Origin of the sequence: Streptomyces sp. NPDC014764 (genome assembly GCF_043082785.1) — a bacterium.
In the GTDB taxonomy this organism is placed as follows: domain Bacteria; phylum Actinomycetota; class Actinomycetes; order Streptomycetales; family Streptomycetaceae; genus Streptomyces; species Streptomyces althioticus.
Genome location: NZ_JBIBXY010000006.1, coordinates 251,228 through 276,478, shown reverse-complemented (window position 1 = coordinate 276,478; position 25,251 = coordinate 251,228). Strand labels below are relative to the sequence as shown.

Annotated in this window: 20 protein-coding genes and 1 pseudogene; 14 read left to right on the top strand and 7 right to left on the bottom strand. The window is 72.9% G+C overall.

Going from position 1 to position 25,251, the window contains the following annotated elements; translation table 11 throughout:
- Positions 1-118: 118 nt before the first annotated feature.
- Positions 119-715 (top strand): hypothetical protein, encoded by a 597-nt coding sequence (locus ACF1AG_RS17710; protein ID WP_391810008.1) that lies wholly within the window; start codon positions 119-121, stop codon positions 713-715.
- Between the two features lie 143 nt (positions 716-858).
- On the opposite strand, the gene ACF1AG_RS17705 is transcribed toward ACF1AG_RS17710, so the two are convergent.
- Complete coding sequence (locus tag ACF1AG_RS17705; protein WP_359600363.1) at positions 859-1,533, bottom strand: CBS domain-containing protein; 675 nt, start codon at positions 1,531-1,533, stop codon at positions 859-861.
- 141 nt (positions 1,534-1,674) lie between these two features.
- On the opposite strand from ACF1AG_RS17705, the gene ACF1AG_RS17700 reads away from it, so the two are divergent.
- Together ACF1AG_RS17700 and ACF1AG_RS17695 are read left to right on the top strand one after the other, a co-directional pair.
- Positions 1,675-2,574 carry a pyridoxamine 5'-phosphate oxidase family protein gene (locus tag ACF1AG_RS17700; protein ID WP_391810007.1) on the top strand — a complete coding sequence of 300 codons (900 nt, stop codon included), beginning with the start codon at positions 1,675-1,677 and terminating at the stop codon, positions 2,572-2,574.
- A 39-nt stretch (positions 2,575-2,613) separates the two neighbouring features.
- The gene (locus ACF1AG_RS17695; protein WP_391810006.1) at positions 2,614-3,606 is read left to right on the top strand and encodes an Acg family FMN-binding oxidoreductase; all 993 of its coding nucleotides are present in this window, start codon (positions 2,614-2,616) and stop codon (positions 3,604-3,606) included.
- A gap of 52 nt (positions 3,607-3,658) precedes the next feature.
- On the opposite strand, the gene ACF1AG_RS17690 is transcribed toward ACF1AG_RS17695, so the two are convergent.
- Positions 3,659-4,336 carry a CBS domain-containing protein gene (locus ACF1AG_RS17690; protein ID WP_387795222.1) on the bottom strand — a complete coding sequence of 226 codons (678 nt, stop codon included), beginning with the start codon at positions 4,334-4,336 and terminating at the stop codon, positions 3,659-3,661.
- 169 nt (positions 4,337-4,505) lie between these two features.
- On the opposite strand from ACF1AG_RS17690, the pseudogene ACF1AG_RS17685 reads away from it, so the two are divergent.
- The 5 genes and pseudogenes from ACF1AG_RS17685 to ACF1AG_RS17665 form a co-directional block, all read left to right on the top strand.
- Positions 4,506-4,790, top strand: a pseudogene (locus ACF1AG_RS17685) (glycoside hydrolase family 2); the annotation flags it as partial.
- Between the two features lie 236 nt (positions 4,791-5,026).
- Complete coding sequence (locus tag ACF1AG_RS17680) at positions 5,027-6,454, top strand: wax ester/triacylglycerol synthase family O-acyltransferase (protein ID WP_359600367.1); 1,428 nt, start codon at positions 5,027-5,029, stop codon at positions 6,452-6,454.
- A gap of 103 nt (positions 6,455-6,557) precedes the next feature.
- The gene (locus ACF1AG_RS17675; protein WP_359600369.1) at positions 6,558-8,051 is read left to right on the top strand and encodes an SDR family NAD(P)-dependent oxidoreductase; all 1,494 of its coding nucleotides are present in this window, start codon (positions 6,558-6,560) and stop codon (positions 8,049-8,051) included.
- 432 nt (positions 8,052-8,483) lie between these two features.
- Positions 8,484-8,657, top strand: coding sequence for a hypothetical protein (locus ACF1AG_RS17670; protein WP_106963359.1), 174 nt, complete (start codon positions 8,484-8,486; stop codon positions 8,655-8,657).
- Between the two features lie 52 nt (positions 8,658-8,709).
- Positions 8,710-9,192: a GNAT family N-acetyltransferase gene (locus tag ACF1AG_RS17665; RefSeq protein WP_359748552.1), complete on the top strand. Its 483-nt coding sequence runs from the start codon at positions 8,710-8,712 to the stop codon at positions 9,190-9,192.
- Positions 9,193-9,205: 13 nt separating this feature from the next.
- Here ACF1AG_RS17665 and ACF1AG_RS17660 read toward each other — a convergent pair whose 3' ends face one another.
- Complete coding sequence (locus ACF1AG_RS17660; protein WP_359600372.1) at positions 9,206-9,601, bottom strand: VOC family protein; 396 nt, start codon at positions 9,599-9,601, stop codon at positions 9,206-9,208.
- 360 nt (positions 9,602-9,961) lie between these two features.
- Between ACF1AG_RS17660 and ACF1AG_RS17655 the strand changes: the two genes are divergently transcribed.
- Together ACF1AG_RS17655 and ACF1AG_RS17650 are read left to right on the top strand one after the other, a co-directional pair.
- Entirely contained in the window at positions 9,962-12,976 is a 3,015-nt protein-coding gene (locus ACF1AG_RS17655; protein WP_391810005.1) for an alpha-mannosidase, read from the top strand.
- Between the two features lie 114 nt (positions 12,977-13,090).
- Positions 13,091-14,089: an aldo/keto reductase gene (locus ACF1AG_RS17650; protein WP_359600376.1), complete on the top strand. Its 999-nt coding sequence runs from the start codon at positions 13,091-13,093 to the stop codon at positions 14,087-14,089.
- A 13-nt stretch (positions 14,090-14,102) separates the two neighbouring features.
- Here ACF1AG_RS17650 and ACF1AG_RS17645 read toward each other — a convergent pair whose 3' ends face one another.
- Positions 14,103-15,524 carry a lipase maturation factor family protein gene (locus tag ACF1AG_RS17645; protein WP_391810004.1) on the bottom strand — a complete coding sequence of 474 codons (1,422 nt, stop codon included), beginning with the start codon at positions 15,522-15,524 and terminating at the stop codon, positions 14,103-14,105.
- Positions 15,525-15,695: 171 nt separating this feature from the next.
- Here ACF1AG_RS17645 and ACF1AG_RS17640 point away from each other — a divergent pair, with 171 nt between their 5' ends.
- Both ACF1AG_RS17640 and ACF1AG_RS17635 read left to right on the top strand, forming a co-directional pair.
- The gene (locus tag ACF1AG_RS17640) at positions 15,696-17,831 is read left to right on the top strand and encodes a SpoIIE family protein phosphatase (RefSeq protein ID WP_359600379.1); all 2,136 of its coding nucleotides are present in this window, start codon (positions 15,696-15,698) and stop codon (positions 17,829-17,831) included.
- Between the two features lie 31 nt (positions 17,832-17,862).
- Positions 17,863-18,726: a DNA-formamidopyrimidine glycosylase family protein gene (locus ACF1AG_RS17635; protein ID WP_359600381.1), complete on the top strand. Its 864-nt coding sequence runs from the start codon at positions 17,863-17,865 to the stop codon at positions 18,724-18,726.
- Positions 18,727-18,759: 33 nt separating this feature from the next.
- On the opposite strand, the gene ACF1AG_RS17630 is transcribed toward ACF1AG_RS17635, so the two are convergent.
- The 3 genes from ACF1AG_RS17630 to ACF1AG_RS17620 form a co-directional block, all read right to left on the bottom strand.
- Positions 18,760-19,416 carry a zf-HC2 domain-containing protein gene (locus ACF1AG_RS17630; RefSeq protein ID WP_359600383.1) on the bottom strand — a complete coding sequence of 219 codons (657 nt, stop codon included), beginning with the start codon at positions 19,414-19,416 and terminating at the stop codon, positions 18,760-18,762.
- Positions 19,417-19,587: 171 nt separating this feature from the next.
- Positions 19,588-20,100 (bottom strand): hypothetical protein, encoded by a 513-nt coding sequence (locus tag ACF1AG_RS17625; protein ID WP_359600384.1) that lies wholly within the window; start codon positions 20,098-20,100, stop codon positions 19,588-19,590.
- 134 nt (positions 20,101-20,234) lie between these two features.
- On the bottom strand, positions 20,235-20,780 hold the full coding sequence (locus ACF1AG_RS17620) for a sigma-70 family RNA polymerase sigma factor (protein WP_359600385.1): 546 nt from the start codon (positions 20,778-20,780) through the stop codon (positions 20,235-20,237).
- A gap of 211 nt (positions 20,781-20,991) precedes the next feature.
- Here ACF1AG_RS17620 and ACF1AG_RS17615 point away from each other — a divergent pair, with 211 nt between their 5' ends.
- On the top strand, positions 20,992-22,170 hold the full coding sequence (locus tag ACF1AG_RS17615) for a CapA family protein (protein WP_391810003.1): 1,179 nt from the start codon (positions 20,992-20,994) through the stop codon (positions 22,168-22,170).
- A gap of 63 nt (positions 22,171-22,233) precedes the next feature.
- Entirely contained in the window at positions 22,234-25,161 is a 2,928-nt protein-coding gene (locus ACF1AG_RS17610) for a BTAD domain-containing putative transcriptional regulator (protein WP_391810002.1), read from the top strand.
- Positions 25,162-25,251: the final 90 nt, after the last annotated feature.

Below are 25,251 nucleotides of genomic sequence, written 5' to 3'. Positions count from 1 at the left end.
GGCAGGCGGCGACCGTCCCGTCCTGTCGCGAGGACCTTCGGCCCTGTGAACGATGCGCCCACTTGCCCGATGCTGGAAACGGTGATTGACAAGCCGGCGACATGCTGGAGGTGGAGTCATGAGTGCACGACATCCGCCACCCCGAGAACCCCGGCCGCGCCACCATGTGCCCAAGAAGTCGAACCCGCTGCGCCGCCGCTCCGATCACCTCGAGGCATGGATCAGCCGCTTGCTGCTGCTGATCCTCCTCCTCGGCCTTCCGGCAGCAACCCTGGGCACGGGACTGGCCACGTACCGTTCGGCCATGGGAACGGTGCGAACCCAGTCGGCGGAGCGTCACGAAGTGGACGCCCGAGTCGTGTCCGCCGTCAGGACGGTTACCGCCAACGAGGAACAGCGGGCCCAGGTCCGCTGGATCGATGACGAGGGAACCACGCGGACGGACAACGCCCTCGTGAAGCCGCATACACCGAACGGCGCCACCGTGCGGGTGTGGGTCACGCGCGACGGGGCAGTGACCGGCCCGCCCATGACCGAGAACCAGGCGATGACCACCAGTTGGTTCACGGGCGGGGCTGCTGCGACCGGCTTCGTGGCGATGATCTACGTGACCCGGGTAGGGGTACGGCACAAACTGGACCGGGAGAGGTACGCGCTGTGGGACGCCGAGTGGGAGCGCGTAGAGCCCCTGTGGGCCGGACGGTTCCGCCGGTGACCAGGCGGAACCGGCCAGACATGAAGATGCGGCGATGCACATGTCCGACGCGACAACCGCCGACGCACAAGGCGGCGATGGCCATGGCCGGCCCGCGGCCTTCACTTTCTCTCCTCAGAGCTGACTGGAGTCCCGCTGCGCGCTCACGGCGCGGTGTCCGGCCGTCCGACGTCGTCGGTCCGGTATGCGAGGTGCTCGGTGACCGACACCACGCCGTCGACGCTTCGGCACAGTCGCTCGATCACGGGGATCAGGCTCCGGTACTCGACCGATCCCGTGAGCTCGACGCGTCCGTCGTGCACGTCGGCCGTCACCTCCGCGGGAGCCAACCGCATCGTGCGCGACAGTACGTCGCTGGTGATCTCGTCGAGAATGGCGTCGTCCCGCCGCAGGAAGACCCGCAGCAGGTCGCCACGGCTGACGACGCCCAGGAGCCGGTCCGTCTCGTCCACGACCGGCAGGCGCTTGACGTGCTGGGTCTCCATCAGGCGTGCGGCTTCCACGACGCTCCACTCCGGTCGCGCGCACACCGGGGGTGCCGACATCAACTCCTCGGCACGAGAACCCTCGGCCTTGGCCCGTTCCCACGCTTCCAGGCGCGGAACGGCAATCCTGCCTGCAGGGTCGGCCTGGTCGGCCGTCTTGCGCAGCAGATCGGCCTCGGACACTACGCCCACGGGGCGGTCCAGGTCGTCCACCACCGGTACGGCGGTGACGTCATTCTCCGCCAGCAGCCGGGCGATCTCCTTGAACGGCATGTCGCGCCGTGCCTTGACGATGTTCCGGGTCATGAGTTCCGCGACCGTTCGGTGCTGCATGTCGCCTCTCCCGTCCACACGGTGACCGCCGCCAACCGGCCCACCGCCCGCTCCCGCAGTTACGCGCCGGTCGTGCCGTGCGGTGGGGTGCCGACCGTGGCACGTTGGATACAGCACCATTGTGAGGAGAGGGCGGCGATCATGCGAGCTCACCTTGGCGACAGGCTCGTCGTTGAGAGCCCGGCGACCGGCGTCGTCCGGCGCGACGGTGAGATCGTCGGACTGCACCACGACGACGGAACGCCTCCCTACGACGTGCGCTGGTCCGACACGGACGACATCACCCTCGTGTTCCCCGGCCCTGACGCGCACATCCAGCACACCGACACCGAGCACGAACACGCCGACGGCGCCGGCCGGTCCTCCCCGCCGGCCGTGACCCGTCCAGTGCCGGAGGAGGACCCAGGCGACATCGGCCGGCGCGTGGCCGTCGAACGCCGCAGGCGAGGGCTGAGCCGGGAGGAGACGGCGCGCCGGGCCCGCATCTCCCCCCAGTACCTGGCGTACCTGGAGGAACAATCGGCCGACCCGAGCACGGCGACCCTCCTGGCGCTGGCCGCCGCACTGGGCACCACCGCCACGGCGCTGCGCGGAGCGGGTGTCGATCTGCCACCCGGGCAGGGGCACGCCCTGCTGCGTCCGCAGTTGCGGGACCTCGGCCCGGAGGAATGCCGACGCCTGCTGTCCACCCATGGCGTCGGGCGTATCGCCGTGACGGCGTCCGGCGGACGCCCCGCGGTCGTCCCGGTCAACTACGAGGTCGTGCAGGACGAGATCGTCTTCCGCACCATGCCCGGCTCGGTGCCGGCGGCCGCGGCCGGCACCGAGGTCGCCTTCGAGGTCGACCACGTCGACGATGCGATGAGCCGAGGATGGAGCGTCCTCGCCGTCGGTCCGGCGAGCGTCGTCACGGAGCCCGACGCCGTGCGTGAACTCACCCGGCGCGCCCACACAGAACCGTGGGCGGGCGGTACCCGCGATGTCTGGGTGGCGATCCGGCCCACGCGCGTCACGGGCAAGCGCATCACTCCGGCCGAGTAGCAGGCACCCACGAGCACCGGTCCGAGAGGGGTGGCTTCGGTGACCCGACCGACACCGGCCGACAAGCAGGTGACGTCGCTTGTCCGAGATGCCACGGCGGCTCCGTCCATGCACAACGCGCAGCCGTGGTTCTTCCGCTACTTCCGTAGCAGCCGTACGTTCGAGATCCATGCAGACCAGGCACGCGCCATGCCGCACTCCGACCCCCGGAACAGAGGCCTGCACATCGGCTGCGGCGCCGCGCTGCTCAATCTGAGGGTCGCCGTCCTCCATGAAAGTCTGCACCCGGAAACGCTCCTGCTGCCCGACCCCACGACCCCCTCACTGGTGGCGACGGTACGGCTGACCGGCTCCGCAGCAGGCACGAGCGGACTCGGCGCGCTGTACCCGGCGATTCACCGGCGTCACAGCAGTCGATTCCCGTTCGAGGAGAGGGACATCCCCGGTGCCGTCCGGGAGGAACTCCAGGCGGCGGCCGCCGCCGAGGGAGCGACACTGACCTTCCCCACGTCATGGCACCTGCAGGAGGTGCTCGAACTGGCGCGCGAGGCGGAGGCGCGAAACATCACCGACCGCCGCACCGACGAAGACCTTGCCCGGTGGACGCGTACCGACGCGTCCTCCGCGGCGGCCGCCGACGACGGGGTGCCCTACTACGCCTTCGGGCCGCGCCGCCGGGGAGGAAGGACGCCCGTGCGCGACTTCGCAGGCTCCGGGAGGGTTCCGGGTCGTGACGCGGCCGACTTCGAGTACAACCCTCAGATGGCGCTGGTCAGTACGGCCTACGACCGTCCGGAGGACTGGCTCCGCGCGGGTCAGGCCGTGGAGCGGGTTCTGCTGCTGGCCACTTTGAACGACTTGGCCTGCTCCTTCGCCAGCCAGGCTCTTGAGTGGAGTGATCTGCGCTGGCCCCTGCGGGACCCTGTGACGGGGACGGGCCACGCCCAGATGCTCCTGCGGCTGGGCTATGGCCCTCAAGGGCCCGGCGCACCGCGTCGGCCGGTGCCGGACGTGCTCGACCTTCAGCCGTGACGGTGACGCACGACTGACACGGCGACGCACCGCCCACAAGGAGCGCGCGTGGTCAGCGCAGTGTCCCACTCCCGTGCCCGCCCGACGGCTCCCCGCCGAGCCGCGGTTCGACGTCCACCACGCCTTCTACCGCACGCGCCAGCCGCACCGCGAGCGGGATGAGCGAGGTGTCCCGGACGTGTCCGTCGAGAGTGACGACTCCCTCCTCGACGTGCACGTGGATGCCATGGCTCAAGGCAGGGAAGAGGTCGGACACCACCGTGCGGCGGACCTCCTCCTCGATCTCCTCGTCCGGGCGGAGGTACACCTTCAGCAGATCGGCCCGGCTCACGACGCCCTGAAGCCTGCCGCCACCGTCGACCACGGGAAGTCGCTTGACGCGCCGTACAGCCATGATCCTGGCCGCTTGCGCCAGCGTGGCGTCGGGGCCGACTGTGACCGCCGGTGTGCTCATGAGCTCCTGCGCCGTCACCGCCCCGGCCTTGGCGACATCGGCCAGGCGACGGCGCTGTACGACGAGACTCGGGTCGCTGTCACGAAACTCTTCCTTGGGCAACAGGTCGGCCTCGGACACCACGCCGACGACACGGTCCTCCCCCTCGAGGACCGGCATCGCGCTGACCTTCCACTGATCCATAGTGCGCACGATCTCCTTGAACGGCGCACCGCGTTTGACGGCTACGACCCTCCGGGTCATCACGTCGCCGACAGAGTGCGGGGTAACAGGCACTGCGGTCCTCCTCCGGCCGCCGGACCGCGTTTTCGCGCTCATCCGGTGCGTTCGGCCATGACGGTGACCAGGGATCGGGGCCTGCCAGCTCGCCCTGTCTCCGGCCGTACAACTCCACGATGGCCGCGAAACGGCGCAGTGCAACCGGGCCGCCCGTCTCGACTCGGAGCCGGGCCACGCCTGGCCCGTGCAGCAGTCGTACGTCGACGTCGACCCGGCGAGCTACACCGACGACTACCTCACCAAGCCCGACGAGGTGCGGGCGCTGGTGTGCCGGGGCAGCAACGGCGCCGTCTACACCCAGATCTCCGACGTGGAGGGTGAGCTGAACGGTCCGCTCACCTACGACCGGTGGGTGATGAAGCCCGACGTGGAGCGGGTGCGGGCCGCTCAGCGGGACCTGATCCGGGACGCCTCCCGGGCCAGGCCCGCAGGCTGCCCGGCCACGGGCTGACGGGTCCGCGGCCAGGGGCGCCGCCCGTCCGGGTGGCGTGCGTCACTCCGCCGGACGGCCGGAAAGCCCTTCGGGCCCCGCATGTCATTCGGTTTCCGCCCCTTCTGCCGTAACAGCGGAAGGGGCGGAGACGTCACATGCTGTTAACTATGGGTAGCCAGATCGTACTTGACCGTAATCGGCCGGGAGCGATTGACTGCTGATCCGTTCCCGTCGTCGATGCGAGGCCCCCGCTCATGACCGCAGACCCGCTCGCCCCCCTCGACCTGGCGTTCTGGAACCTCGAGTCCGCAGGTCATCCCATGCATCTCGCGGCGCTCGGCATCTTCACGGCCGGCTCGCCCTCCGCGGCCGCCCACGCCGCGGACCTGCTCGCCGCGCGGTCCGCCGCCGTACCCGGACTGCGCATGCGCATCCGCGACACCTGGCAGCCCCTCGGACTGCGGCGCTCGCTGTCGGCGCTGCGCCGCTCCCTGCCCGCCCCCGGTGAGCCCCTCACCGCCGCGCTGGGCCGCCCGCTCACCTCCGTCGTCCGCGGCTCGCTCGCCTTCGGCGGCGCCGCCCGCGAGCCCGACCCCGGCTTCGACCCCCTGGACCACGTCCGGCTGCACACGCCCGTCGCCGACTTCCACGCCGCCGCGGGCGAGCTGATGGGACGCCCCCTGGAACGCACCCGCCCGCCGTGGGAGGCGCACGTGCTGCCGGAACAGGGCGGCGCCCGCTTCGCCGTCCTGTTCAAGTTCCACCACGCCCTCGCCGACGGACTGCGCGCCCTCACCCTCGCCGCCGCGCTGATGGACCCGATGGACCTGCCCACGCCCCGGCCGCGGCCCACCGAGCCGCCCCGCGGCGTCGTCCCGGACGTCCGCGAGGTGCCCGGCATGGTGCGCGAGGCCCTCGCCGAGGCCGGCCGGGCCCTGGACATCGGCGCCGCCGTCGCCCGGTCCACCCTCGACATGCGCTCCTCGCCCGCCCTCACCTGCGCGCCCAGCGGCACCCGCCGCACCGCGGGCGTGGTCGTCGACCTCGACGACGTGCACCTCGTCCGCAAGAGCGCCGGCGGCACCGTCAACGACGTCCTCATCGCGGTCGTCGCCGGCGCGCTGCGCCGCTGGCTCGACGAGCGCGGCGACGGCAGCGACGGCGTAGCCCCGCGCGCCCTCGTCCCCGTCTCCCGGCGCCGCCCCCGCACCGCCCACCCGCAGGGCAACCGGCTCTCCGGGTACTTGATACGGCTCCCGGTCGACGAGAAGGACCCGGTCACCCGCCTGACCCGGGTCCGCACCGCCATGGACCGCAACAAGGAGGCGGGCCCGCACCGTGGCGCGGGCGCGGTCGCACTGCTCGCCGAGCACGTGCCGCCGCTCGGCCACCGGCTCGGCGGACCGCTGCTCGGCCAGGCGGCCCGGCTCTGGTTCGACGTCCTGGTCACCAGCGTGCCGCTGCCCGGCTTCGGCCTGCGCCTCGGCGGCGACCCGCTCGGCGCGGTCTTCCCGCTCGCGCCGCTCGCTCCCGGCCACTCCCTCGCGGTCGCCGTCTCCACCTACCGGGGGCGCGTCCACTACGGCCTGGTGGCCGACGGCGCGGCCGTGGACGACCTCGACCTGCTCGCCCGTGCGGTGACCGAGGAGGTGACGGCACTCACCGTGGCCTGCGCTCACTGAGCGCAGCGGTTTGGTGCTGCGGCCCGGCGCTCCGTAAAATCCCCCGTTCGACAGCGGACGCGGACGGAGCGCCGCGCGAACCGAAGCGGGAACGGCAGCGGCGATGACGGTGACACAGGACGGCCCCGGGACCACGGACGAGGTGGCGTACGGGCCGGGCATCGACCCGGAGCGGCTGGCCGTCTGCCTGAGCGTGCTCGAGGAGCTCGACAAGATCGACGTGGACCACCCGGACGCGATCAAGGTGCGCCGGGCCACCTCGCACATCTACCGCACGGTCAAGCAGCGCCGCCGCCAGGAGCGCCGGGCCGCGAAGACCGCGCACGACAAGGCGGTCACCGAGGCCACCGCCACCGGCTCCGCCGAGCGCATCGACGACGAGACGGAGGGCATCCTGCCCTCCTCCCGCGTCGAGCCGGGCCGGATCGCGGGCATACTCCAGCGCCCCCGCTCCTGCTACGTCTGCAAGACGCGGTACGTCGAGGTCGACTACTTCTACCACCAGCTCTGCCCGAAGTGCGCCGACGAGAACCGGACCCGCCGCGAGGCCCGCGCCGACCTCACCGGCAAGCGCGCGCTGCTCACCGGCGGCCGCGCCAAGATCGGCATGTACATCGCGCTGCGGCTGCTGCGCGACGGCGCCCACACCACGATCACCACGCGTTTCCCGAAGGATGCCATTCGCCGCTTCAAGGCGATGGACGACTCCGCGGACTGGATCGACCGCCTGGAGGTCGTCGGCATCGACCTGCGCGACCCCGGCCAGGTCGTCGCGCTCGCCGACCAGGTCGCGGAGCAGGGCCCGCTGGACATCCTGATCAACAACGCCACCCAGACCGTGCGCAGGCTGCCCTCCGCCTACGCCGCGCTCGTCGAGGGCGAGAGCGCACCGCTGCCGGCCGGCGAGCTGCCCGCCCACCATGTCATCGGCGCCTTCAACTCCGGTGCGGTGGACGGCCTGACCGCGCTGCCCGCCGGGACGAGCGGCCTGGACGCGCAGGCGGTGGCCGACCTCGCCCTGGTCGCCGGCAACGCCAGCGTGGAGCGGCACCGGGACGGCACCGCCATCGACGCGGGCGGCCTGCTGCCGGACGTCGTCGACTCCAACACCTGGGTGCAGACCATCGAGCAGATCTCCCCGGTGGAGCTGCTGGAGACCCAGCTGTGCAACTACACGGCGCCGTTCATCCTGATCAGCAAGTTGCGCCCGGCGATGGCCGAGGCGGCCCGCCGCTCGTCCTCGAAGCGCGCCTACGTGGTCAACGTGTCCGCGATGGAGGGCGTGTTCGCCCGCGGCTACAAGGGGGCGGGACACCCCAACACCAACGCGGCCAAGGCGGCCATGAACATGGTGACGCGGACCAGCGCCCAGGAGATGTTCGACTCCGACCGGATCCTGATGACCTCGGTCGACACCGGCTGGATCACCGACGAGCGCCCGCACTTCGACAAGCTGCGCCTCGCCGAGGAGGGCTTCCACGCCCCGCTCGACCTGGTCGACGGCGCCGCCCGCGTCTACGACCCGATCGTGCGCGGCGAGGAGGGCGAGGACCTGTACGGCGTCTTCCTGAAGGACTACGCGCCCGGCCGCTGGTGACCGGCCACACCCGGCACACCGACGACGGTCGGCGGCGCTCGCACCGCGCCCCGGCCGTCCGGAGTTGTCCGCTGCTTCGGGCCGCGCGTACTCCGATCGAGTGAGCTACGGTGCGCATTCTGTCACGACATGCCGGGAAATAGCGCCTGATGATGGGCGATCTGTCATGTGATTGTTACAGCCAGTTTGCAGCCCCATCGAGCAGGGGGCCGCTCATTTGGTTAATCTGAGGCGGACGGACAGCAACAAGGGTCCTACCCGCACCCACGATCCGTCATGGGACCGCCGGTTCACCACGGCCTGCCCTCCCTCTGAACGACCGGCGCCACCGCGTCCGAACGGCATTGGACTCAGACCCGCTCGGGCGCCGGGCGCCGGCCGCAGGGCCGACGCGGTACGTCCCGAGGGTGACCGACACATAAGGAGTGCGCGGTGACACCGGAGCAGACGAAACTCGAACAGCGCCCCGAGGAACGCACGGAGCGTTCCGGCCGCAGGCCGGGGGAACTGGGAAGCCTCGACGTGTGGGCCCGCTCGGCCCCCATCCGCCTCGCCGGGTACGAGGAGGACCTCGCGGAACCGCACATCCTCCCCAGCGTCGACTGACACGTCACCCCCTCGGACCCCCCGCCCGCACCGGCGTGCCAGACTCGCATCCATGCTGATCAGGGAAGCGCGCCCCGACGACTGGCCGCGCATCTGGCCGTTCTGGCACCGCATCGTCGCGGCGGGCGAGACCTACACCTGGGACCCGGGCACCTCCGAGGAGGACGCCCGGGCCCTGTGGATGAGCCCCGCCAAACGGGTCTACGTCGTCGAGGACGACGACCGGACCGTCGTCGCCTCCGCCTACCTCACCCCCAACTACGGCGGCCCGGCCGCCCGCATCGCCAACGCGGGCTTCATGGTCGACCCCGGCCGGGCGGGCCGGGGGACCGGACGGCTGCTGGCCGAGCACGTGCTGGCCGAGGCGCGCGACGCCGGGTACCGGGGCATGGTGTTCAACGCCGTCGTCGAGACCAACCCCGCGGTGAAGCTGTGGAGTTCGCTCGGCTTCACCGTCCTGGGCACGGTCCCTGACGCCTTCGACCACCCCCGGCACGGCCGGGTCGGGCTGCACATCATGTACCGGTCGCTCTGACCCGGGGGCACGCTCAGGGCCGGACGTACGGCCGGGTCATGATCTCCATGTTGTGGCCGTCCGGGTCCTCGAAATAGGCGCCCTTGCCGCCGAACAGGTCGTTCACGCGGCCCGGTTCGCTGTGCCGGGGGTCCGCGTAGTACGTCACCCCGGCTTCCTCCAGGCGCCCGATCATGGCGTCGAACCGCTCCTCGGGCACCAGGAACGCGTAGTGCTGCGACTGCACGGGCTCGTCGCGCAGCTCGTAGTAGTCCAGGGTCACGCCGTTGCCCAGGTCGACCGGCAGGAACGGCCCGAACGGCGCCCCCACCTCCAGACCCAGGATCCCGGCGAGGAACTCGGCGGAGCGTCTGCGGTCACGGGCGTACACGGCGGTGTGGTTCAACTCGATGTGCGCTGCTGCGGGCATGGTCGTCTCTCGTCTCCGGTGTCGGTGTGCCGTTCCCCGCCGGCGGAAGCACGGCGGGTTGAAGGAACGACCGACGACGGAGGCGCACGCGCCCGCCCCGGACTCACTCCGGAGCCGGGAGCGCCTTTCGTGAACGGCGCAAGGCCGACCCGGCAGTCACGCGCCCGACCTTAGTTCGTGAGCGAGGGGCGGGGCAACGGGGTACGACGGACGGCGGTTCCGCCCCCGTGGGCCGGGGCCGCGCGTTGGTGCGGGAGGCGGTTCGAGGAAGGCGTGGGAGGGGAGTGGTACCCGGGGGTCCCGTCCCGCGGGGCGGGACCCACGTACGGCAGCGAACCGGCCACAACCATGGAGCGCCGCATGCATGACGACCGCACCCTGGTCGAAGCCCGTCTGAGGCGGGTCCTCGACGAGCGCGTCCGACCCGCCGTGTACCCCGAGTCCGTGCCCCTGGAGGTATCGGTGTGGCACGCACCGGGGGAACCGGTCCCGGTCGCCGAGGGACTGGCCGCCGACGTCGAGCCGATCACCGTCGGCTCCCGCTGGGGCGCGCCGTGGGGCACCAGCTGGTTCCGGGTGACCGGGACCGTCCCCGAGGCGTGGGCCGGCCGCACGGTGGAGGCGATCCTCGACCTCGGCTTCGACGAGAACATGCCCGGCTTCCAGTGCGAAGGGCTGGTCTACCGCCCCGACGGCACGCCCGTGAAGGGCCTCAACCCGCGCAACCAGTGGGTGCGGGTCGGCGCTCCCGTCGAAGGCGGGGAGGAGGTCCGCCTGCACGTCGAGGCGGCATCCAACCCCGTCATCATGGGCCACCGCCCGTTCACACCGACCCCGCTCGGTGACCTGGAGACCGCGGGCCGCGCCCCCCAGTACACCCTGACCCGCATGGACCTCGCCGTTCTGGACGAGACGGTGTGGCACCTGGTGACCGATCTGGAGGTGCTCGGCGAGCTGATGGCCGAGCTGCCCGTCGACTCGCCCCGCCGCTGGGAGATCCTCCGCGCCGTCGAGCGCGCCCTGGACGCCGTCGACCTCCAGGACGTCAACGGCACGGCCGAACGGGCCCGTTCACGCCTCACGGAGGTGCTCTCCGCGCCCGCCGTGCCGTCCGCGCACCGCATCAGCGCCGTCGGGCACGCGCACATCGACTCGGCCTGGCTGTGGCCGCTGCGTGAGACGGTGCGCAAGGTCGCCCGCACCGCCGCCAACATGACCGCCCTCCTCGACGACGAGCCCGACTTCGTCTTCGCCATGTCGCAGGCACAGCAGTGGGCGTGGATCAAGGAGCACCGGCCCGAGGTGTGGACGCGGGTGAAGAAGGCGGTGGCGGACGGACGGTTCGTGCCGGCCGGCGGCATGTGGGTGGAGTCCGACACCAACATGCCGGGCTCCGAGGCCATGGCCCGGCAGTTCGTGCACGGCAAGCGGTTCTTCCTCGACGAGTTCGGCGTGGAGAACGACGAGGCGTGGCTGCCGGACACCTTCGGCTTCGCCGCCGGACTGCCCCAGATCATCAAGGCCGCGGGCTCCACGTACCTCCTCACGCAGAAGATCTCCTGGTCCCGCACCAACCGCTTCCCGCACCACACGTTCCGCTGGGAGGGCATCGACGGCACCCGGATCTTCACCCACTTCCCTCCCGTCGACACCTACAACTGCTCCATGCGCGGCGCCGAGATCGCCCATGCCGTCCGCAATTTCAAGGACAAGGGCGCCGCCCGGCACTCCCTCGCGCCCACCGGCTGGGGCGACGGTGGCGGCGGCACCACCCGCGAGATGGTCGCCAAGGCCGCCCGGCTGCGGGACCTCGAAGGGTCGGCCACGGTCGCGTGGGAGACCCCGTCCGCCTTCTTCGCCAAGGCCGCGGCGGAGAACCCCGAACCGCCCGTCTGGGTCGGCGAGCTGTACCTCGAACTGCACCGCGCCACGCTCACCAGCCAGGCCGGCACCAAGCAGGGCAACCGGCGCAGCGAGCATCTGCTCCGGGAGGCCGAACTGTGGGCGGCCACGGCCGCCGTGCGCACCGGCCTCCCCTACCCGTACGCCGACCTGGACCGGATCTGGAAGACGGTGCTGCTGCACCAGTTCCACGACATCCTGCCGGGCTCCTCCATCGCCTGGGTGCACCGCGAGGCCCGCGCGACCTACGCCCGGGTCGCCGACGAGCTGAACGCGATCATCGACGCCGCCCAGCGCGCCCTGGCCGGCGAGGGCGACGTACCGCTGGTCTTCAACGCGGCGCCGCACACCCGCGCCGGAGTCCCGGCGGGCGGCGCACGCCCGGCCGAGGCGCCCGGACGCACCACGCACACGGAACGCCCCGACGGCGGACACGTCCTGGACAACGGCCTGCTGAGGGTCGGCATCGACGCCCGGGGCCTGGTCGACTCCGCTCTCGACCTGGAGAACGACCGCGAGACCGTCGCCCCCGGCCGCGCCGGCAACCTGCTCCAGCTGCACCAGGACCTGCCGAACATGTGGGACGCCTGGGACGTCGACGAGTTCTACCGCAACACCGTCACCGACCTCACCGACGCGGAGGAGGTCGCCCCCGGTGACGACGGCGCCTCGGTGCGGATCGTCCGCGCCTTCGGCGGCTCCCGCGTGACACAGGTGCTGTCGCTGCCACCGGGGGAGAAGCGCCTGGTGGTGGACACCGAGGTCGACTGGCACGAGACGGAGAAGTTCCTCAAGCTCGCCTTCCCCCTGGACCTGCACACCGACCGCTACGCCTCCGAGACGCAGTTCGGCCACTTCTTCCGGCCCACCCACACCAACACGTCCTGGGAGGCCGCCAAGTTCGAGGCGTGCAACCACCGTTTCGTCCACCTCCAGGAGCCCGACTGGGGCGTCGCCGTCGTCAACGACGGCACGTACGGCCATGACGTGACGCGCGCGGTCCGCACCGACGGCGGCACGACCACCACCGTCCGCGTCTCCCTGCTGCGCGCCCCGCGCTTCCCCGACCCGGAGACCGACCAGGGCGTCCACCGCTTCCGGCACGCCCTGGTGCCCGGCGCGTCGATCGGGGACGCGGTACGCGAGGGCTGGCGGATCAACCTGCCCGAACGGCGTCTCGACGGGGCCGCCGAGGTCGCCCCGCTGGTCAGTGCCGACCGGGACTCCGTCGTGGTCACGGCGGTCAAACTGGCCGACGACGGCAGCGGCGACGTGGTGGTCCGCTTCCACGAGGCGCACGGCGCCCGCGCCCGTACCACGCTCACCGCCGGTTTCCCGATCGCGGGCGTGGAGGTGACCGACCTGCTGGAACGGCCCCTCGCGGACACGGCCCCGCCTGCCGTCGACGACGGGCGGATCGCCGTACGGCTACGGCCCTTCGAGCTGAGGACGCTGCGGCTGAAGCGGGCGTGACCGGGCGACGGGGCCACGTCCGGCGCCCTGGCCGCAGGACGGTGCGGCGCGCGGCCGCGGGCCCCGTATGCTCGGCCGCGTCCGGCCCGTGATCACGACGAGGAGCAGCCCGCCATGAGTGACTCCGCAGTCCCGACGGGCCCGTCCGAGCCGGTCCGCCGGAGACTCGGCCGCAGCGGTGTGGAGATCACCCCGCTCGCACTCGGCACCTCGGGGATCGCCAACCTGTACACCCCGGTCACCGAGGAGCAGGCGCGGGAGGCGGTGCGGGCCGCGCTGCGGCGGGGCATCCGCTACTTCGACACCGCCCCGCACTACGGCCTCGGCCTCGCCGAACGCAGGCTGGGCGCCGTCCTGCGGGAGCTACCCCGCGACTCGTACACGGTGTCCACCAAGGTGGGCCGCCGTCTCGAGCCGTCCGACGCCGGCGGCGACGACCTCGCCAACGGCTTCGCCGTGCCCGCCACCCACCGCCGCGTCTGGGACTTCAGCGCCGACGGCGTCCGCCGCTCCCTGGAGGCGAGCCTGGAACGCCTCGGCCTCGACCGCGTGGACGTCGTCTACCTCCACGACCCCGACGACCACGGGGACCAGGCCTTCCGCGAGGCCTACCCGGCCCTCGAAAGGCTCCGCTCCGAGGGTGTCGTCGGCGCCATCGGCGCCGGCATGAACCAGACCGCGATGCTCACCCGCTTCGTCCGCGACACCGACGCCGACGTGGTGCTGTGCGCGGGCCGCCACACCCTGCTCGACCACAGCGCCGCCGCAGAGCTGCTGCCCGCCGCGCTGGAACGCGGGGTGTCCGTCGTCGTCGGCGGCGCCTTCAACTCCGGTCTGCTCGCCGACCCCCGGCCGGGCGCCACCTACGACTACGCGACCGCTCCCGCCGCCCTCGTGGAGCGCGCCCAGCGGATCAAGGAGGCCGCCGAGCGGCACGGCACCTCGCTGCGCGCCGCGGCCCTGGCCCACTGCGCCGCCCACCCGGCGGTCACCGCCGTCCTGGTCGGCGCCCGCTCGGCCGCGGAGGTCGACGACTGCGCCGACCGTTTCGAAGAACCCGTCCCGGACGCCCTGTGGGAGGAACTCCGCGCAACCGGCCTGCCGGGTGCCTGAGACTCACGGCCGCCTACGACTTCCGCGCGCTCCCGGCCAGCCGGGTCGGCGGGAAGAACTCCCGCACGTACGTCCGCTCCCAGCACGCGCCCGTCTCACGCAGCTCCCGCCAGGTGGTGAAGCGGTAGCGGAACAGACGGGCGCGGACGTGGCGGGGCGGGGCGTCCGCGGGGAAGGGGGAGCGGCGCAGCAGGCGGAGGGTGTCGGGGTCGTTCTCCAGCAGCCGCTCCACCAGCCCCCCGAACCAGGGACTCGCGTACGAGGGGGACAGCGCGGCGAACCACATCAGCCAGTCGAGCCGCAGGTGGTACGGGGCGAACTGGCGCGGCCACCGCCGGGGGTCGCCCGGCTTGCCCTTGAACTCGTACTCCCGCCAGTCGGAGTCCTCCCGGGGCGTCTCGTCCGCCGTGCCCTCCAGCACCACCTCGTGCCGCACCCGGCTCACGCTGCCGAACGCCCCGTAGGTGTTCACCAGGTGCAGCGGGTCGAAGGAGCGGTTCATCACCTGGCGCCGCGAGAGCATGTTCCGCACCGGCGCGTGACTGAGCGCGAGCAGCAGCGCCGACACTGCGAGCACGACCACCACGTACCAGAGCGGGGCGTCGCCCACCGGCGGCGGATCGGACGGCCAGGCCACGACGGGCAGCGCCAGCACGACGGTGACCCAGTTCAGCCAGGCGAAGTTCCCGGACAGCACCAGCCACAGCTGGGTGGCGATCATCAGCGCGGCGGCCGCCGACGCGACCGGCTGCGGAGCGAACAGCAGGAACGGCACCACCAACTGCGTGACATGGTTGGCGGCCGTCTCGACGCGGTGCAGCGGTTTGGGCAGACGGTGGAAGAACCAGCTCAGCGGCCCCGGCATCGGCTGGGTCTCGTGGTGGTGGTCCAGACAGGTGAGGCGGCGCCAGCACTCGTCGCCGCGCATCTTGATCAGCCCGGCGCCGAACTCCACCCGGAACAGCGCCCACCGCAGCAGGAACAGCACGACGACCGGCGGAGCCACCTCGTCGTTGCCGAGGAACACGCCGAGGAACCCCACCTCCAGCAGCAGCGACTCCCAGCCGAACGCGTACCAGGTCTGCCCCACGTTCACGATCGACAGGTACAGCGCCCAAGGCACCAGCCACAGCAGCATCGCCGCCCACAGCGGCACGAGCGCGTCCGCCCCCGCGAGCAGCGCCGCCGCCACCGCGCACCCCGCCCACGCGCACCCGGCGAAGAAGCGGTCCGAGTAGTGCAGATGGAAAAGGCTGGGGGAGCGACGCGCGGGCACCCGCGCCACGAAGCGCGGCACCGGCAGCATTCCCCGCTCCCCGATCAGCGCGCGGAACTGCAGCGCCGCGGCCAGGAACGCGACCAGGTAGAGCGCGGCCAGCCCTTTCTGGAAGACCAGCCGGCTGGTCCAGTACTCGGTCGCCCCGAACCACTCCACGGCCGCACCCTCCGTCCTGCGCCGGCCCGTCGGACGGGCCCCGGCACGCTCCCGGGCCCGTGGGCGCCCTGCTGCCTGTGACTTCCCGTGTACCACCGGGCGTCCCGGGATACCCGTGCCCCTGGCGTCCCAGCGGTCGAAGAATCGCCCGAATCCTGGCAAGGTGGCCCCATGGCTGATCGGGGAGCGAGCCCCCTGTCACTCCCGGACGACTGGCCGGAACACCCGGATCCGATCCTGGCGCTCAACCGCATGGGCAGTTTCGACTGGGACCTGGACGCCGGGGTGATGCAGATGGACGCCCAGGCGCACGAGATCTTCGACATGCGCCCCGACGAGTACGACGACCGGCCGGAAACCCTCGCCATCCGCGTCCCGCCCGCGGAGGCGCGGCGGCTGGACGGCGTCGTGGCCCGGGCGCTCAACACCGGCCAGGAGAACTACGGCGCCTACTTCCGCGTCCGCTGCCGCGACGGTTCCCTGCGCTGGACCCACACCCAGGGCTACATCAGACGGGACAAGGCCGGCCGGCCCCGCCGCATCATCGGCATCGTCCGCGACGCCACGCAGGAGCTGCGCGAGAGCGGCGACCGGCGCGCCCAGGCCCTCCAGGAGAGTCTGCGCCGTCAGCAGACCAACGTGGTCCAGCTGACCACCGCGGCGCTCGCCCACGCCCGGACCGTGAAGGACGTCATCGACGTCCTCAAGGACACCCACGGCCTCACCCATCTGGGTGCGACCAGCCTGGTGATGGGGCTGGTCGAGGCCGGCCGCATCCGGCTCATCGCGGAGGGGCCGGCGGACAGTTTCGTGCCCGGCACCGAACTCACCGGGATCGACGAGCGGTATCCGATGAGCGAGGCGGTCCGCACCCTCAGCCCGCGCTTCATCGAGTCCCCCGAGGAGTTCGCCGAGCGCTATCCGGAGCTGTGGCGGGGCATCACCGGGCTGAACATCACCTCGGCCGCCTATCTGCCGCTCATCGTGCAGGCCCGCCCGATCGGCGCGATGGGCCTGCTCTACAGCGACCGGCGCGGCTTCACCGCCGAGGAGCGCAACATCCTGGTCGCGCTCGGCAGCAGCATCTCCCAGAGCCTGCAGCGCGCGATGTTCTACGAGCAGGAGATGGACCTCGCGCAGGGGCTCCAGCAGGCCATGCTGCCCCGCACCATCCCCAGCGTGCCCGGCGCGGACCTCGCGGTCCGCTACCGTGCCGCCACCTTCGGCGGCTCCTTCGGCCGGGACATCGGCGGCGACTGGTACGACCTGATCCCGCTGCCCGGCGGCACCGCGGGCGGCAGCCGGGTCGGCGCCGTCATCGGGGACGTCCAGGGCCACGACACGCACGCCGCCGCCGTCATGGGCCAGCTCCGCATCGTGCTGCGCGCCTACGCCGCCGAGGGCCACACGCCCGCCACCGTCATGGCCCGCGCCTCGGTCTTCCTGAACGAACTCGACACCGACCGCTCCGCGACCTGCCTCTACGCCGAGGTCGACCTGTCCACCGGCGTCATCCAGGCGGTCCGCGCCGGGCACATCGACCCGATGGTGCGCCGCGCCGACGGCTCCTGCTGCCGGGTCACCGTGCCCGGCGGCCTGCCCCTCGGCCTGTCCGCCGAGTTCGACGGGCTGGAATACCCGGTGGGGCGGATCGAGCTCGAGCCGGGCGAGACGCTGGTGCTGTGCACCGACGGCCTGGTCGAGCAGCCCGGCGCGGATCTCGACGACGGTGTGGAGACCCTCGCCGCGCTGATCGCCGTCGGCCCCGACGACGTACGCGACCTGGCCGACCGGCTGATCGACGTGGCCGACGAGCGGGGCGGCGACGACGACGTGGCGCTGCTCCTGCTGCGCCGCCGCGAACCGGAGGGCCCGCGCTCCGGCGGCCGGCTCAAGCAGCTGGTTCCGTCCGGCGACCCGGAGGCGCTGTCCGACACCCGGCGCATGATCCGCACCGCGGCCGCCGCGTGGGGCGCACGGGACCGGGCCGACGAGATCGAGCTGGTCGCCGACGAGATGATCACCAACGTGCTGATGCACACCGAGGGATCCGCGGAGGTCACGCTCCGGGTGCTCGACGGCGCCGAACGACGGCTGCGCGTCGAGGTGGAGGACTCCTCCAGCGCCCTGCCGCGCCGCCGCGAGGCCGGCGAGGGCGGCGTCTCCGGCCGGGGGCTGCTGCTGGTGGAGACGCTCACCGACCTGTGGGGAGTCGAGGCGCGCGGCGGCGGCAAGTGCGTGTGGAGCGAGTTCGTGGTCGTGAAGGACCCGCAGCCGGCCGGAGGCCGGAAAGCCGGCACGGGCTGAGGACACCCGCCGCCGGTGGCACCCTTGACGCATGCCGGAACTCCCCGAGGTCGAGGCGCTCAAGGACTTCCTCACCGAGCACCTGACCGGCCACGAGATCGTCCGGGCGCTGCCCGTGGCGATCAGCGTCCTGAAGACCTACGACCCGCCGCTCACCGCCGTGGAAGGGCGCGAGGTCACCGCCGTGCGGCGGTACGGCAAGTTCCTCGCGCTGGCCACGGACGGCGGCCCGCACCTCGTCACCCATCTGGCGCGCGCGGGCTGGCTGCACTGGAAGGACCCCCTTCCCAGCGGCGTGCCCCGCCCCGGCAAGGGCCCGCTCGCGCTGCGCGTCGCCCTGGAGACCGGAGCCGGCTTCGACCTGACGGAGGCCGGCACCCAGAAGCGCCTCGCCGTGTACGTGGTGGCCGACCCGGCGGAGGTCCCGGGGATCGCGCGGCTCGGACCGGACCCGCTGGCCGACGGCTTCGACGAGGCGCGGCTGGCGGAGCTGCTCTCCGGGGAGCGCCGCCGGCTCAAGGGCGCCCTGCGCGACCAGAGCCTGATCGCGGGCGTCGGCAACGCGTACAGCGACGAGATCCTGCACGCGGCCCGCATGTCCCCGTTCAAGCTGGCCTCCTCGCTCACCCCGGAGGAGACGGCCCGGCTGTACGAGGCGCTGCGCACCACCCTCACCGACGCGGTGGAACGCTCGCGGGGGCTGGCGGCCGGGCGGCTGAAGGCGGAGAAGAAGACCGGCCTGCGCGTTCACGGCCGCACCGGTGAGCCCTGCCCGGTGTGCGGGGACACAATCCGCGAGGTGTCGTTCAGCGACTCCTCGCTCCAGTACTGCCCCACCTGTCAGACGGGCGGCAAGCCGCTGGCGGACCGGAGACTGTCGCGGCTGCTGAAGTGACCCCCGCACACTCCCCGCCGCGGACCGCCGGGGTCACTCGGGCCGCAGCACCACCAGCGTCTCGCCCTCCGTGGAGCGCACCTCGTACCGCTGGATGTCGTCGGAGCGCATCGCGGAGCCGCCCGGGACGGTGTTCGGGCGTGCGTCGTGCCGGGGCACCGCCCAGTTCGTCATGACGTGCTCGGAGCCGTCGCGGCCGATCCCCACCAGGACGCAGTCGCGTGGTCCCGCCGCGTCCTTCACCCGCAACTCCACGCTGCTGCCCCAGTCGCGGTCCTCGATCCTCACCTGGGCCCACACCCCGGAACGCTCGTCGGTCGCCTCCACGGTCAGCGGGCGCGGCCCGGCGTCGCCCCGCGCCACCACCGTGACCGCCGGGGCGGACACCGCGAGCACCACGGAAGCGGCCAGCGCCAGCAGCACCCGGCGGCGCCCGACGCGCCGCCGGGCGGACACCTGGGTGAGCAGGCGGTCCAGCATCCGCGGCGAGGGCTGCGCCGCCGGGTGGACCGTGCGCGGGGTCGCACTGCGGTAGAGCATCAACTGGCGTGTCGCGGGGCCGAACTCGGTCACCTGGACGGCGCAGCTGGGGCACTCCATGAGGTGGTCCTCGAAGCGGAACGCCTCCGCCTCGTCCAGCACGCCGAGCGCGTAGGCGCCGACGTCGCGATGCCTCTCCAGGGACCTCATGCCGAATCCTCGTGCCGTTGGGTGCGGGTGGGGTTACTCCTTGCTCCCACCGGTACGCACCAGGCAGCCGATCGACTCAGCGACGCACCGAATCGTGACCTAAGGATTCGGAGACCTCGGGCCCGCGGATTGGTCGGATTTTCCGCGGACCTCGGAACGGGCCGGGACGGCCTAGAAGAGGTGGATGGCGAGATGCCCGAGCGGCAGTCCGAGCTGCCACGCCGGCGTCCACACCTTCGGTCCCTCGTCCTCGCCGCCCGCCGCGCCGCCCGGCACCGCGTTCAGGTCCGGGGCCAGCAACTCCGTCTCCCGCAGCCAGCGCCACGCCTCCACGGCCAGCTCCAGGTCCGGGCCCGGCGCACCCCTGCCGGACACGGCGGCGTCCGAGGCCAGGTCGTCCAGCCGCCGCTGCACCCACTCCTGCCACGGCTGGTCGTACGCGGTCAGCGACAGCCAGGTCTCCAGCTGGGTGATGACCCGGATGCCGGACAGTTCGCCGTCGGTGTCGGACAGGAAGACGGTCAGCGCCAGCGCGTCCCGGCCGGCCCGGAACTCCACGGACGTCGGCGGCATGAGGTCGCCGGTGCGCAGCAGCTCGTCCGCGATGTACTCGGCGTAGAACCAGGCCATGGGGACGGCGGGTCCGCCGTCGCCGTCCGTGTTCTCTCGACCTCTGTGCAGCATCCCTTCCTGCCTCCTCCGGTGCGTGCGCGTCGCCCGAGCCCGGATGTCCGGTCCGGAACACGGATGAGGACAGCCGATCCCCAACCGGGTTCCACGGCAAGGCGCTTTACGGAGGTTTGACCCGACGGCCGGTTTCACCGCATGTCGGAGGCGTAGCCCGGAAGCACCCGGCGCAGGGCGCGCAGCGCGTAGTACGCGCGGGACTTCACCGTACCGGGCGGGATTCCGAGGGCCGCCGCCGCTTCCGCCACAGTCGCCCCCTGGAAGTACACGAGCACCAGGACGTCACGGTGCTCGGGAGTGAGAGTCTTCACAGCCTCCCGCACGTCGAGCGTCGCGGCGGCCCGTTCCGCGTGGTCGGAGATCACCCGGGCGTTCTCCAGGACGGCGTCGCCAACCTCGGCGGGCCGCGCCTGCCGGGCCCTGCGCGCGTCGATGGCGAGCCGCCGCGCCACGGTCAGCAGCCAGGGGCGTACGGAGTCGAAGTTCTCGGCGCGCAGGGCCTCGGGGTGCTGCCAGGCGCGCACCAGCGTCTCCTGGACCAGGTCCTCCGCGCGCTGCCGGTCCCCGTCGCAGAGCCGGAGCAGCAGCGCGAAGAGCGGCCGGCCGTGCTCCCGCTGGAGCGCGGCGAGCTCGTGCTCGGCGGTGGTCCCGTTCGTGAGTGTCATTCCGGCCGTCATGGCCGTATGGCAACGCACCCCGCCGCCGGGGGACAGGGCGCGCACAGGAGTGTGCGGCGGACGGTCGATCGCGTCGACGAACGGTTCGACGAACGGTCGGGACGGCCGTTTCCGCACGCCGGACGGCCTAAAGAGCGTGTCGGAGCGCCGTTCGCCGCAATATGGCTTTTTACCTGTTCATCCATAAATACGACCACAGCGGGGTGACGTGATGATCGCACGCAGCAGACAGCTGGCCCTCGTCCTGACGGCCGTCCTCGCCGCGGGCGCCGCCTGCCAGGCCGGCGACCACACACCGCCGGCCCACGGGCGTCCGGCCCCCTCGGCGACGGCCCACCGCGCCTTCACCCTGGTCGCATCGGGCGACGTCCTGCCCCACACCTCCGTCATCGAGCAGGCCGCGTTCGACGCCGGGGACGACGGCCACGACTTCCGGCCGATGCTCTCCGGCATCCGCTCCGTCGTCGCCCCCGCCGACCTGGCCCTGTGTCACATGGAGACCGTCTACGGCGCCGACGGCGACTACAGCGGCTACCCCCTCTTCAGGTCGCCGCCCGAGGTGGCCGCCGGCCTCGCCGCCACCGGCTACGACGGCTGCTCCACCGCCTCCAACCACACCCTGGACGACGGCGAGGAGGGAATCCGCCGCACCCTCGACGCCCTCGACCGGGCGGGCGTGCGCCACGCCGGCTCGGCCCGCTCCGCGCAGGAAGCCGCCGCACCGACCCTGTTGGACGCGGGCGGCGCCCGGGTCGCGCACCTCGCCTACACCTTCGACACCAACGGAATCCCGCTGCCGCAGGACCGGCCCTGGGCGGTGAACCTGATCGACGAGCGGCGGATCGTCGCCGACGCCCGCGCCGCCCGCAAGGACGGGGCCGACGTCGTGGTGGTCTCCCTGCACTGGGGCACCGAGTGGCAGGACGCGCCCGACGACCTCCAGCTCTCCCTCGCCCGCTCCCTCACCGCCTCGAGGACCGGCGACCGCCCGGACGTCGACCTGATCCTCGGCACCCACGCCCACGTCCCGCAGGCGTACGAGAAGGTCAACGGCACCTGGGTCGTCTACGGCATGGGTGACCAGATCGCCGGCGAGATGACCAACCACGACGGCGTCCACGACCCGCGCGGCAACCAGGCCACCGTCGGCCGCTTCACCTTCTCCCCGCCGTCCCGCCCCGGCGGCCGCTGGGAGGTCACCCGCGCCGAGTTCGTGCCCCAGCTGTACGACGTGGACGCCGGCCGGGTCGTCGACCTCAACGCGGCCCTCGCCCGGGGCGCCGAACTGCACGCCGTCCGCGACCGCATCCGCGACGTGGTGTTCAGCAGGGGCGCGGCGAAGGACGGGCTCGTGATGGCGGGCGGGACACGCGAGGAGGGCGACGGCTGAGCGGTGCGCGCAGGACGGGAGTGCGGTCGTCAGGACGTCCACGACCAGGGGTAACGTCTCCGCATGCACGTCGCGACCGACCAGCCGCCCGCCCCGGACTCCCGCCCGCCCGCGCGCCCGTCCGAAACGGCGGCGATCGGGACGGTCGACCCGTTCGCGTACGCGGTGCTGGGGCCGGTCCGCGTCTCGCGTCACGGCGAGCGGGTGGACCCGGGCTCCCCTCAGCAACGCGCGGTCCTCGTCGCCCTCCTGCTGCGCGAGGGACGGCGGGCGTCCGTCGACGAACTGACCGACGCCCTGTGGGGCTGCGCGCCCCCGCGCTCGGCCGCCCAGACGATCCGCACCTACGTCCACCGCTTGCGCAGGGTGCTGGGACCGGTGAGTCCCGCGGACGCCTCCCCCCTCGTCTCCGACGACCACGGCTACGCGCTGCGGTTCTCCCCGGACCGGCTCGACCTCCACGCCTTCCGCCGGCGGGTGGCCGGCGCCGAGGCGGCCGCCGACCAGGGGGACCACGCCGCGGCCGTGACCGGCTTCCGGGACGCCCTCACGCTGTGGCACGGGGAGGCGCTGGCCGGCATACCCGGCGAGTACGCGGCCGCGCAGCGGGCCGCCCTGGAAGCCGCGCGCCTGTCCGCCGTGGAGAAGCGCATCCGGTCCGAATGGGAACTGGGCCGCCACGGCGAGAGCACCGGGGAACTGGCCGGCATGGTCGCCGCGCACCCGCTGGACGAGCAATACCTGGAGATGCTGATGCTCGCCCTGAGCCGGTCGGGACGCCGGGCGCAGGCGCTGGAGGCGTACCGGGAGGCACGGGCGCATCTGGTGAGCGAGCTGGGCGTCGAGCCGGGCGCACGGCTGCGACGGCTTCACGAGCGGATACTCGCGGCGGATCCGGCGCTGTCGGCGCCGGCCGCCCTCCCCGTGAAGAGCGGGCGCGCCGCCCGGGAGCCGGGCGGCACCGGCCCCGTCGCCCCGGTCCCGGACGGACTGCCCGCCGACCCGCCCTCGTTCATCGGCCGGCAGCACGAACTCGCCACGCTGGACGCCCTGCTGACGGAACAGGAGACGGCCTCCGGGACCGCGATCGTCGTGATCGCCGGCATGGCCGGGGTGGGCAAGACCAGTCTCGCGGTGCACTGGGCGCACCGCACCGCGCACCGCTTCCCGGACGGCCGGTTGCATCTCGACCTCCGCGGGTTCGACCCGTCCGGCCCCGCCGTGTCCGCGTCCGACGCGCTGGGATCGCTGCTCCAGTGCCTGGGCGTGTCCCCGGCACGGCTTCCGGCGGACCCTGCCGCACGGACCGCGCTGTGGCGGACCCTGCTCGGCGGCCGGCGAGTGCTGCTCCTGCTCGACAACGCCAGGGACGCGGAACAGATCCGTCCGCTGCTGCCCGGCGGGCCGGGGCCGCTGGTGCTCGTGACGAGCCGGCACCAGCTCTCCGGTCTGACCGCCCTCGAAGGCGCCCGCCCGCTGCGGATCGACACGCTGGACGCCGCCCGGTCCACGGCCTTCCTCGTCCGCCGGATCGGCGAGGCGAGGGCCGCGGCCGAGCCGGGCGCCGTCGACGACATCGCCGCCCGCTGCGGCGGCCTCCCCCTCGCGCTGGCCGTCGTCGCGGCGCGCGCCGTCTGCAATCCGGAGTTCCGGCTGGGCAGACTCGCCGACGAGCTGCGGGACGCCCAGGGCAGCCTCGACGCGTTCACCGACGCCGATCCGTCGGCCGATGCGCGGGCCGTCTTCTCCTGCTCCTACCGCGTCCTGACCCCTCCGGCGGCCCGGCTGTTCCGCCTGCTCTCCGCGCACCCCGGCACGTTCGGCGTGAGCGCCGCGGCCGCCCTCGCCGACGCGACCACGGAGGAGACCCGGGGGCGGCTCGTCGAGCTGGTGCGGGCCCATCTCCTGCAGGAGCCGGCGCCCGGCCGGTACGCCTTCCACGACCTGCTGCGGGTCCACGCGTCCGAACTCGCCCGCGCGACGGACCCGCCCGCCCGGCGGGACGCGGCCGTCCGGCGCATGCTCGACCACTACGTGCACGCCGGTTTCGCCGCCTGCCGGACCCTGTTCCCCCACCGGCGTCCGGTGGGGCCCTGTGTCCCGCTCGCCGAGAGCCCCGTCACCGCCCCGCCCGACCGGGACAGGGCCCTGGCCTGGTTCACGGCCGAACAGCACGCGCTGACCGAGCTGACCGCCCGGGCCGCCCAACTCGGGGAGGACACCCGGGCCTGGCAGCTCGCCTGGGTCTGCAAGCACTTCTTCTACCTGACGGGCATGCGGCACCCCCTGCTCGCCGCGCAGCGCCTGGCCCTCGAGGCGGCCCGGCGGCTCGGCGACCCGGTCGCCCTCGCCCACACCCACCTCACGCTGGTGCGCGCCGAAGCACAGCTGGGCCGCCGGGACGCGGCCCACGACCACGCCGCTCAGGCCCTCCGGATCTTCACCGAGGCGGGAGACGCCGCGGCGTGCGCGGAGACCCACCGGGAGGCGAGCTGGGTGCGGGAACTGGAGGGCGACATGGACGCGGCCCTCGCTCACGCCCGGAAGGCCCTGGCCCTGGTCGAGGCCGGCGGCGACCGGCTGCGGCACGGCCTGGCGCTCAACGCGGTCGGCTGGTACCACGCCCGGCTGGGCCAGGAGGAGGAGGCGCTCGACCACTGCCGGCGGGCCCTGCGCGAACTGGAGGCCGTCGGCGACGCGGAGGCGCAGGCCGATGTCTGGGACACCCTCGGCTACGCCCACCAGCGCCTCGGCCGGCACCGCGAGGCCGCCCGCTGTTACGAGCGCACGCTGGATCTGCACCGCCGGGTGCGGGCGGGCCACGCCGAGGCCGGCACGCTCATCCGGCTCGGGGACGTCAGGCTGGCCCTGGGCGAGGAGGAAGAGGCGGGCACGGCCTGGCGGCGCGCCCTGGGCATCCTCGACGAAGTCGGACCGCCGCACGGCGCGGAACGGCAGGAGACCCTGGACCGGCTGAGCCGGCTGCGTTGAGGAATACGGCCAGTGGAAGAACGGGCCGCAATGACAATAGCGTTTCCGTGTGCACAGGAAATAGACACCCGATGGACGTCGCGTCAACAT

Coding starts and splice junctions, on each gene's coding strand:
- ACF1AG_RS17610 (WP_391810002.1), top strand. CDS start 22,234: ATGCACGTCGCGACCGACCAGCCGCCCGCCCCGGACTCCCGCCCGCCC.
- ACF1AG_RS17675 (WP_359600369.1), top strand. CDS start 6,558: ATGACGGTGACACAGGACGGCCCCGGGACCACGGACGAGGTGGCGTAC.
- ACF1AG_RS17635 (WP_359600381.1), top strand. CDS start 17,863: ATGCCGGAACTCCCCGAGGTCGAGGCGCTCAAGGACTTCCTCACCGAG.
- ACF1AG_RS17660 (WP_359600372.1), bottom strand. CDS start 9,601: ATGCCCGCAGCAGCGCACATCGAGTTGAACCACACCGCCGTGTACGCC.
- ACF1AG_RS17625 (WP_359600384.1), bottom strand. CDS start 20,100: ATGCTGCACAGAGGTCGAGAGAACACGGACGGCGACGGCGGACCCGCC.
- ACF1AG_RS17680 (WP_359600367.1), top strand. CDS start 5,027: ATGACCGCAGACCCGCTCGCCCCCCTCGACCTGGCGTTCTGGAACCTC.
- ACF1AG_RS17620 (WP_359600385.1), bottom strand. CDS start 20,780: ATGACGGCCGGAATGACACTCACGAACGGGACCACCGCCGAGCACGAG.
- ACF1AG_RS17665 (WP_359748552.1), top strand. CDS start 8,710: ATGCTGATCAGGGAAGCGCGCCCCGACGACTGGCCGCGCATCTGGCCG.
- ACF1AG_RS17705 (WP_359600363.1), bottom strand. CDS start 1,533: ATGCAGCACCGAACGGTCGCGGAACTCATGACCCGGAACATCGTCAAG.
- ACF1AG_RS17640 (WP_359600379.1), top strand. CDS start 15,696: ATGGCTGATCGGGGAGCGAGCCCCCTGTCACTCCCGGACGACTGGCCG.
- ACF1AG_RS17710 (WP_391810008.1), top strand. CDS start 119: ATGAGTGCACGACATCCGCCACCCCGAGAACCCCGGCCGCGCCACCAT.
- ACF1AG_RS17655 (WP_391810005.1), top strand. CDS start 9,962: ATGCATGACGACCGCACCCTGGTCGAAGCCCGTCTGAGGCGGGTCCTC.
- ACF1AG_RS17630 (WP_359600383.1), bottom strand. CDS start 19,416: ATGAGGTCCCTGGAGAGGCATCGCGACGTCGGCGCCTACGCGCTCGGC.
- ACF1AG_RS17650 (WP_359600376.1), top strand. CDS start 13,091: ATGAGTGACTCCGCAGTCCCGACGGGCCCGTCCGAGCCGGTCCGCCGG.
- ACF1AG_RS17615 (WP_391810003.1), top strand. CDS start 20,992: ATGATCGCACGCAGCAGACAGCTGGCCCTCGTCCTGACGGCCGTCCTC.
- ACF1AG_RS17700 (WP_391810007.1), top strand. CDS start 1,675: ATGCGAGCTCACCTTGGCGACAGGCTCGTCGTTGAGAGCCCGGCGACC.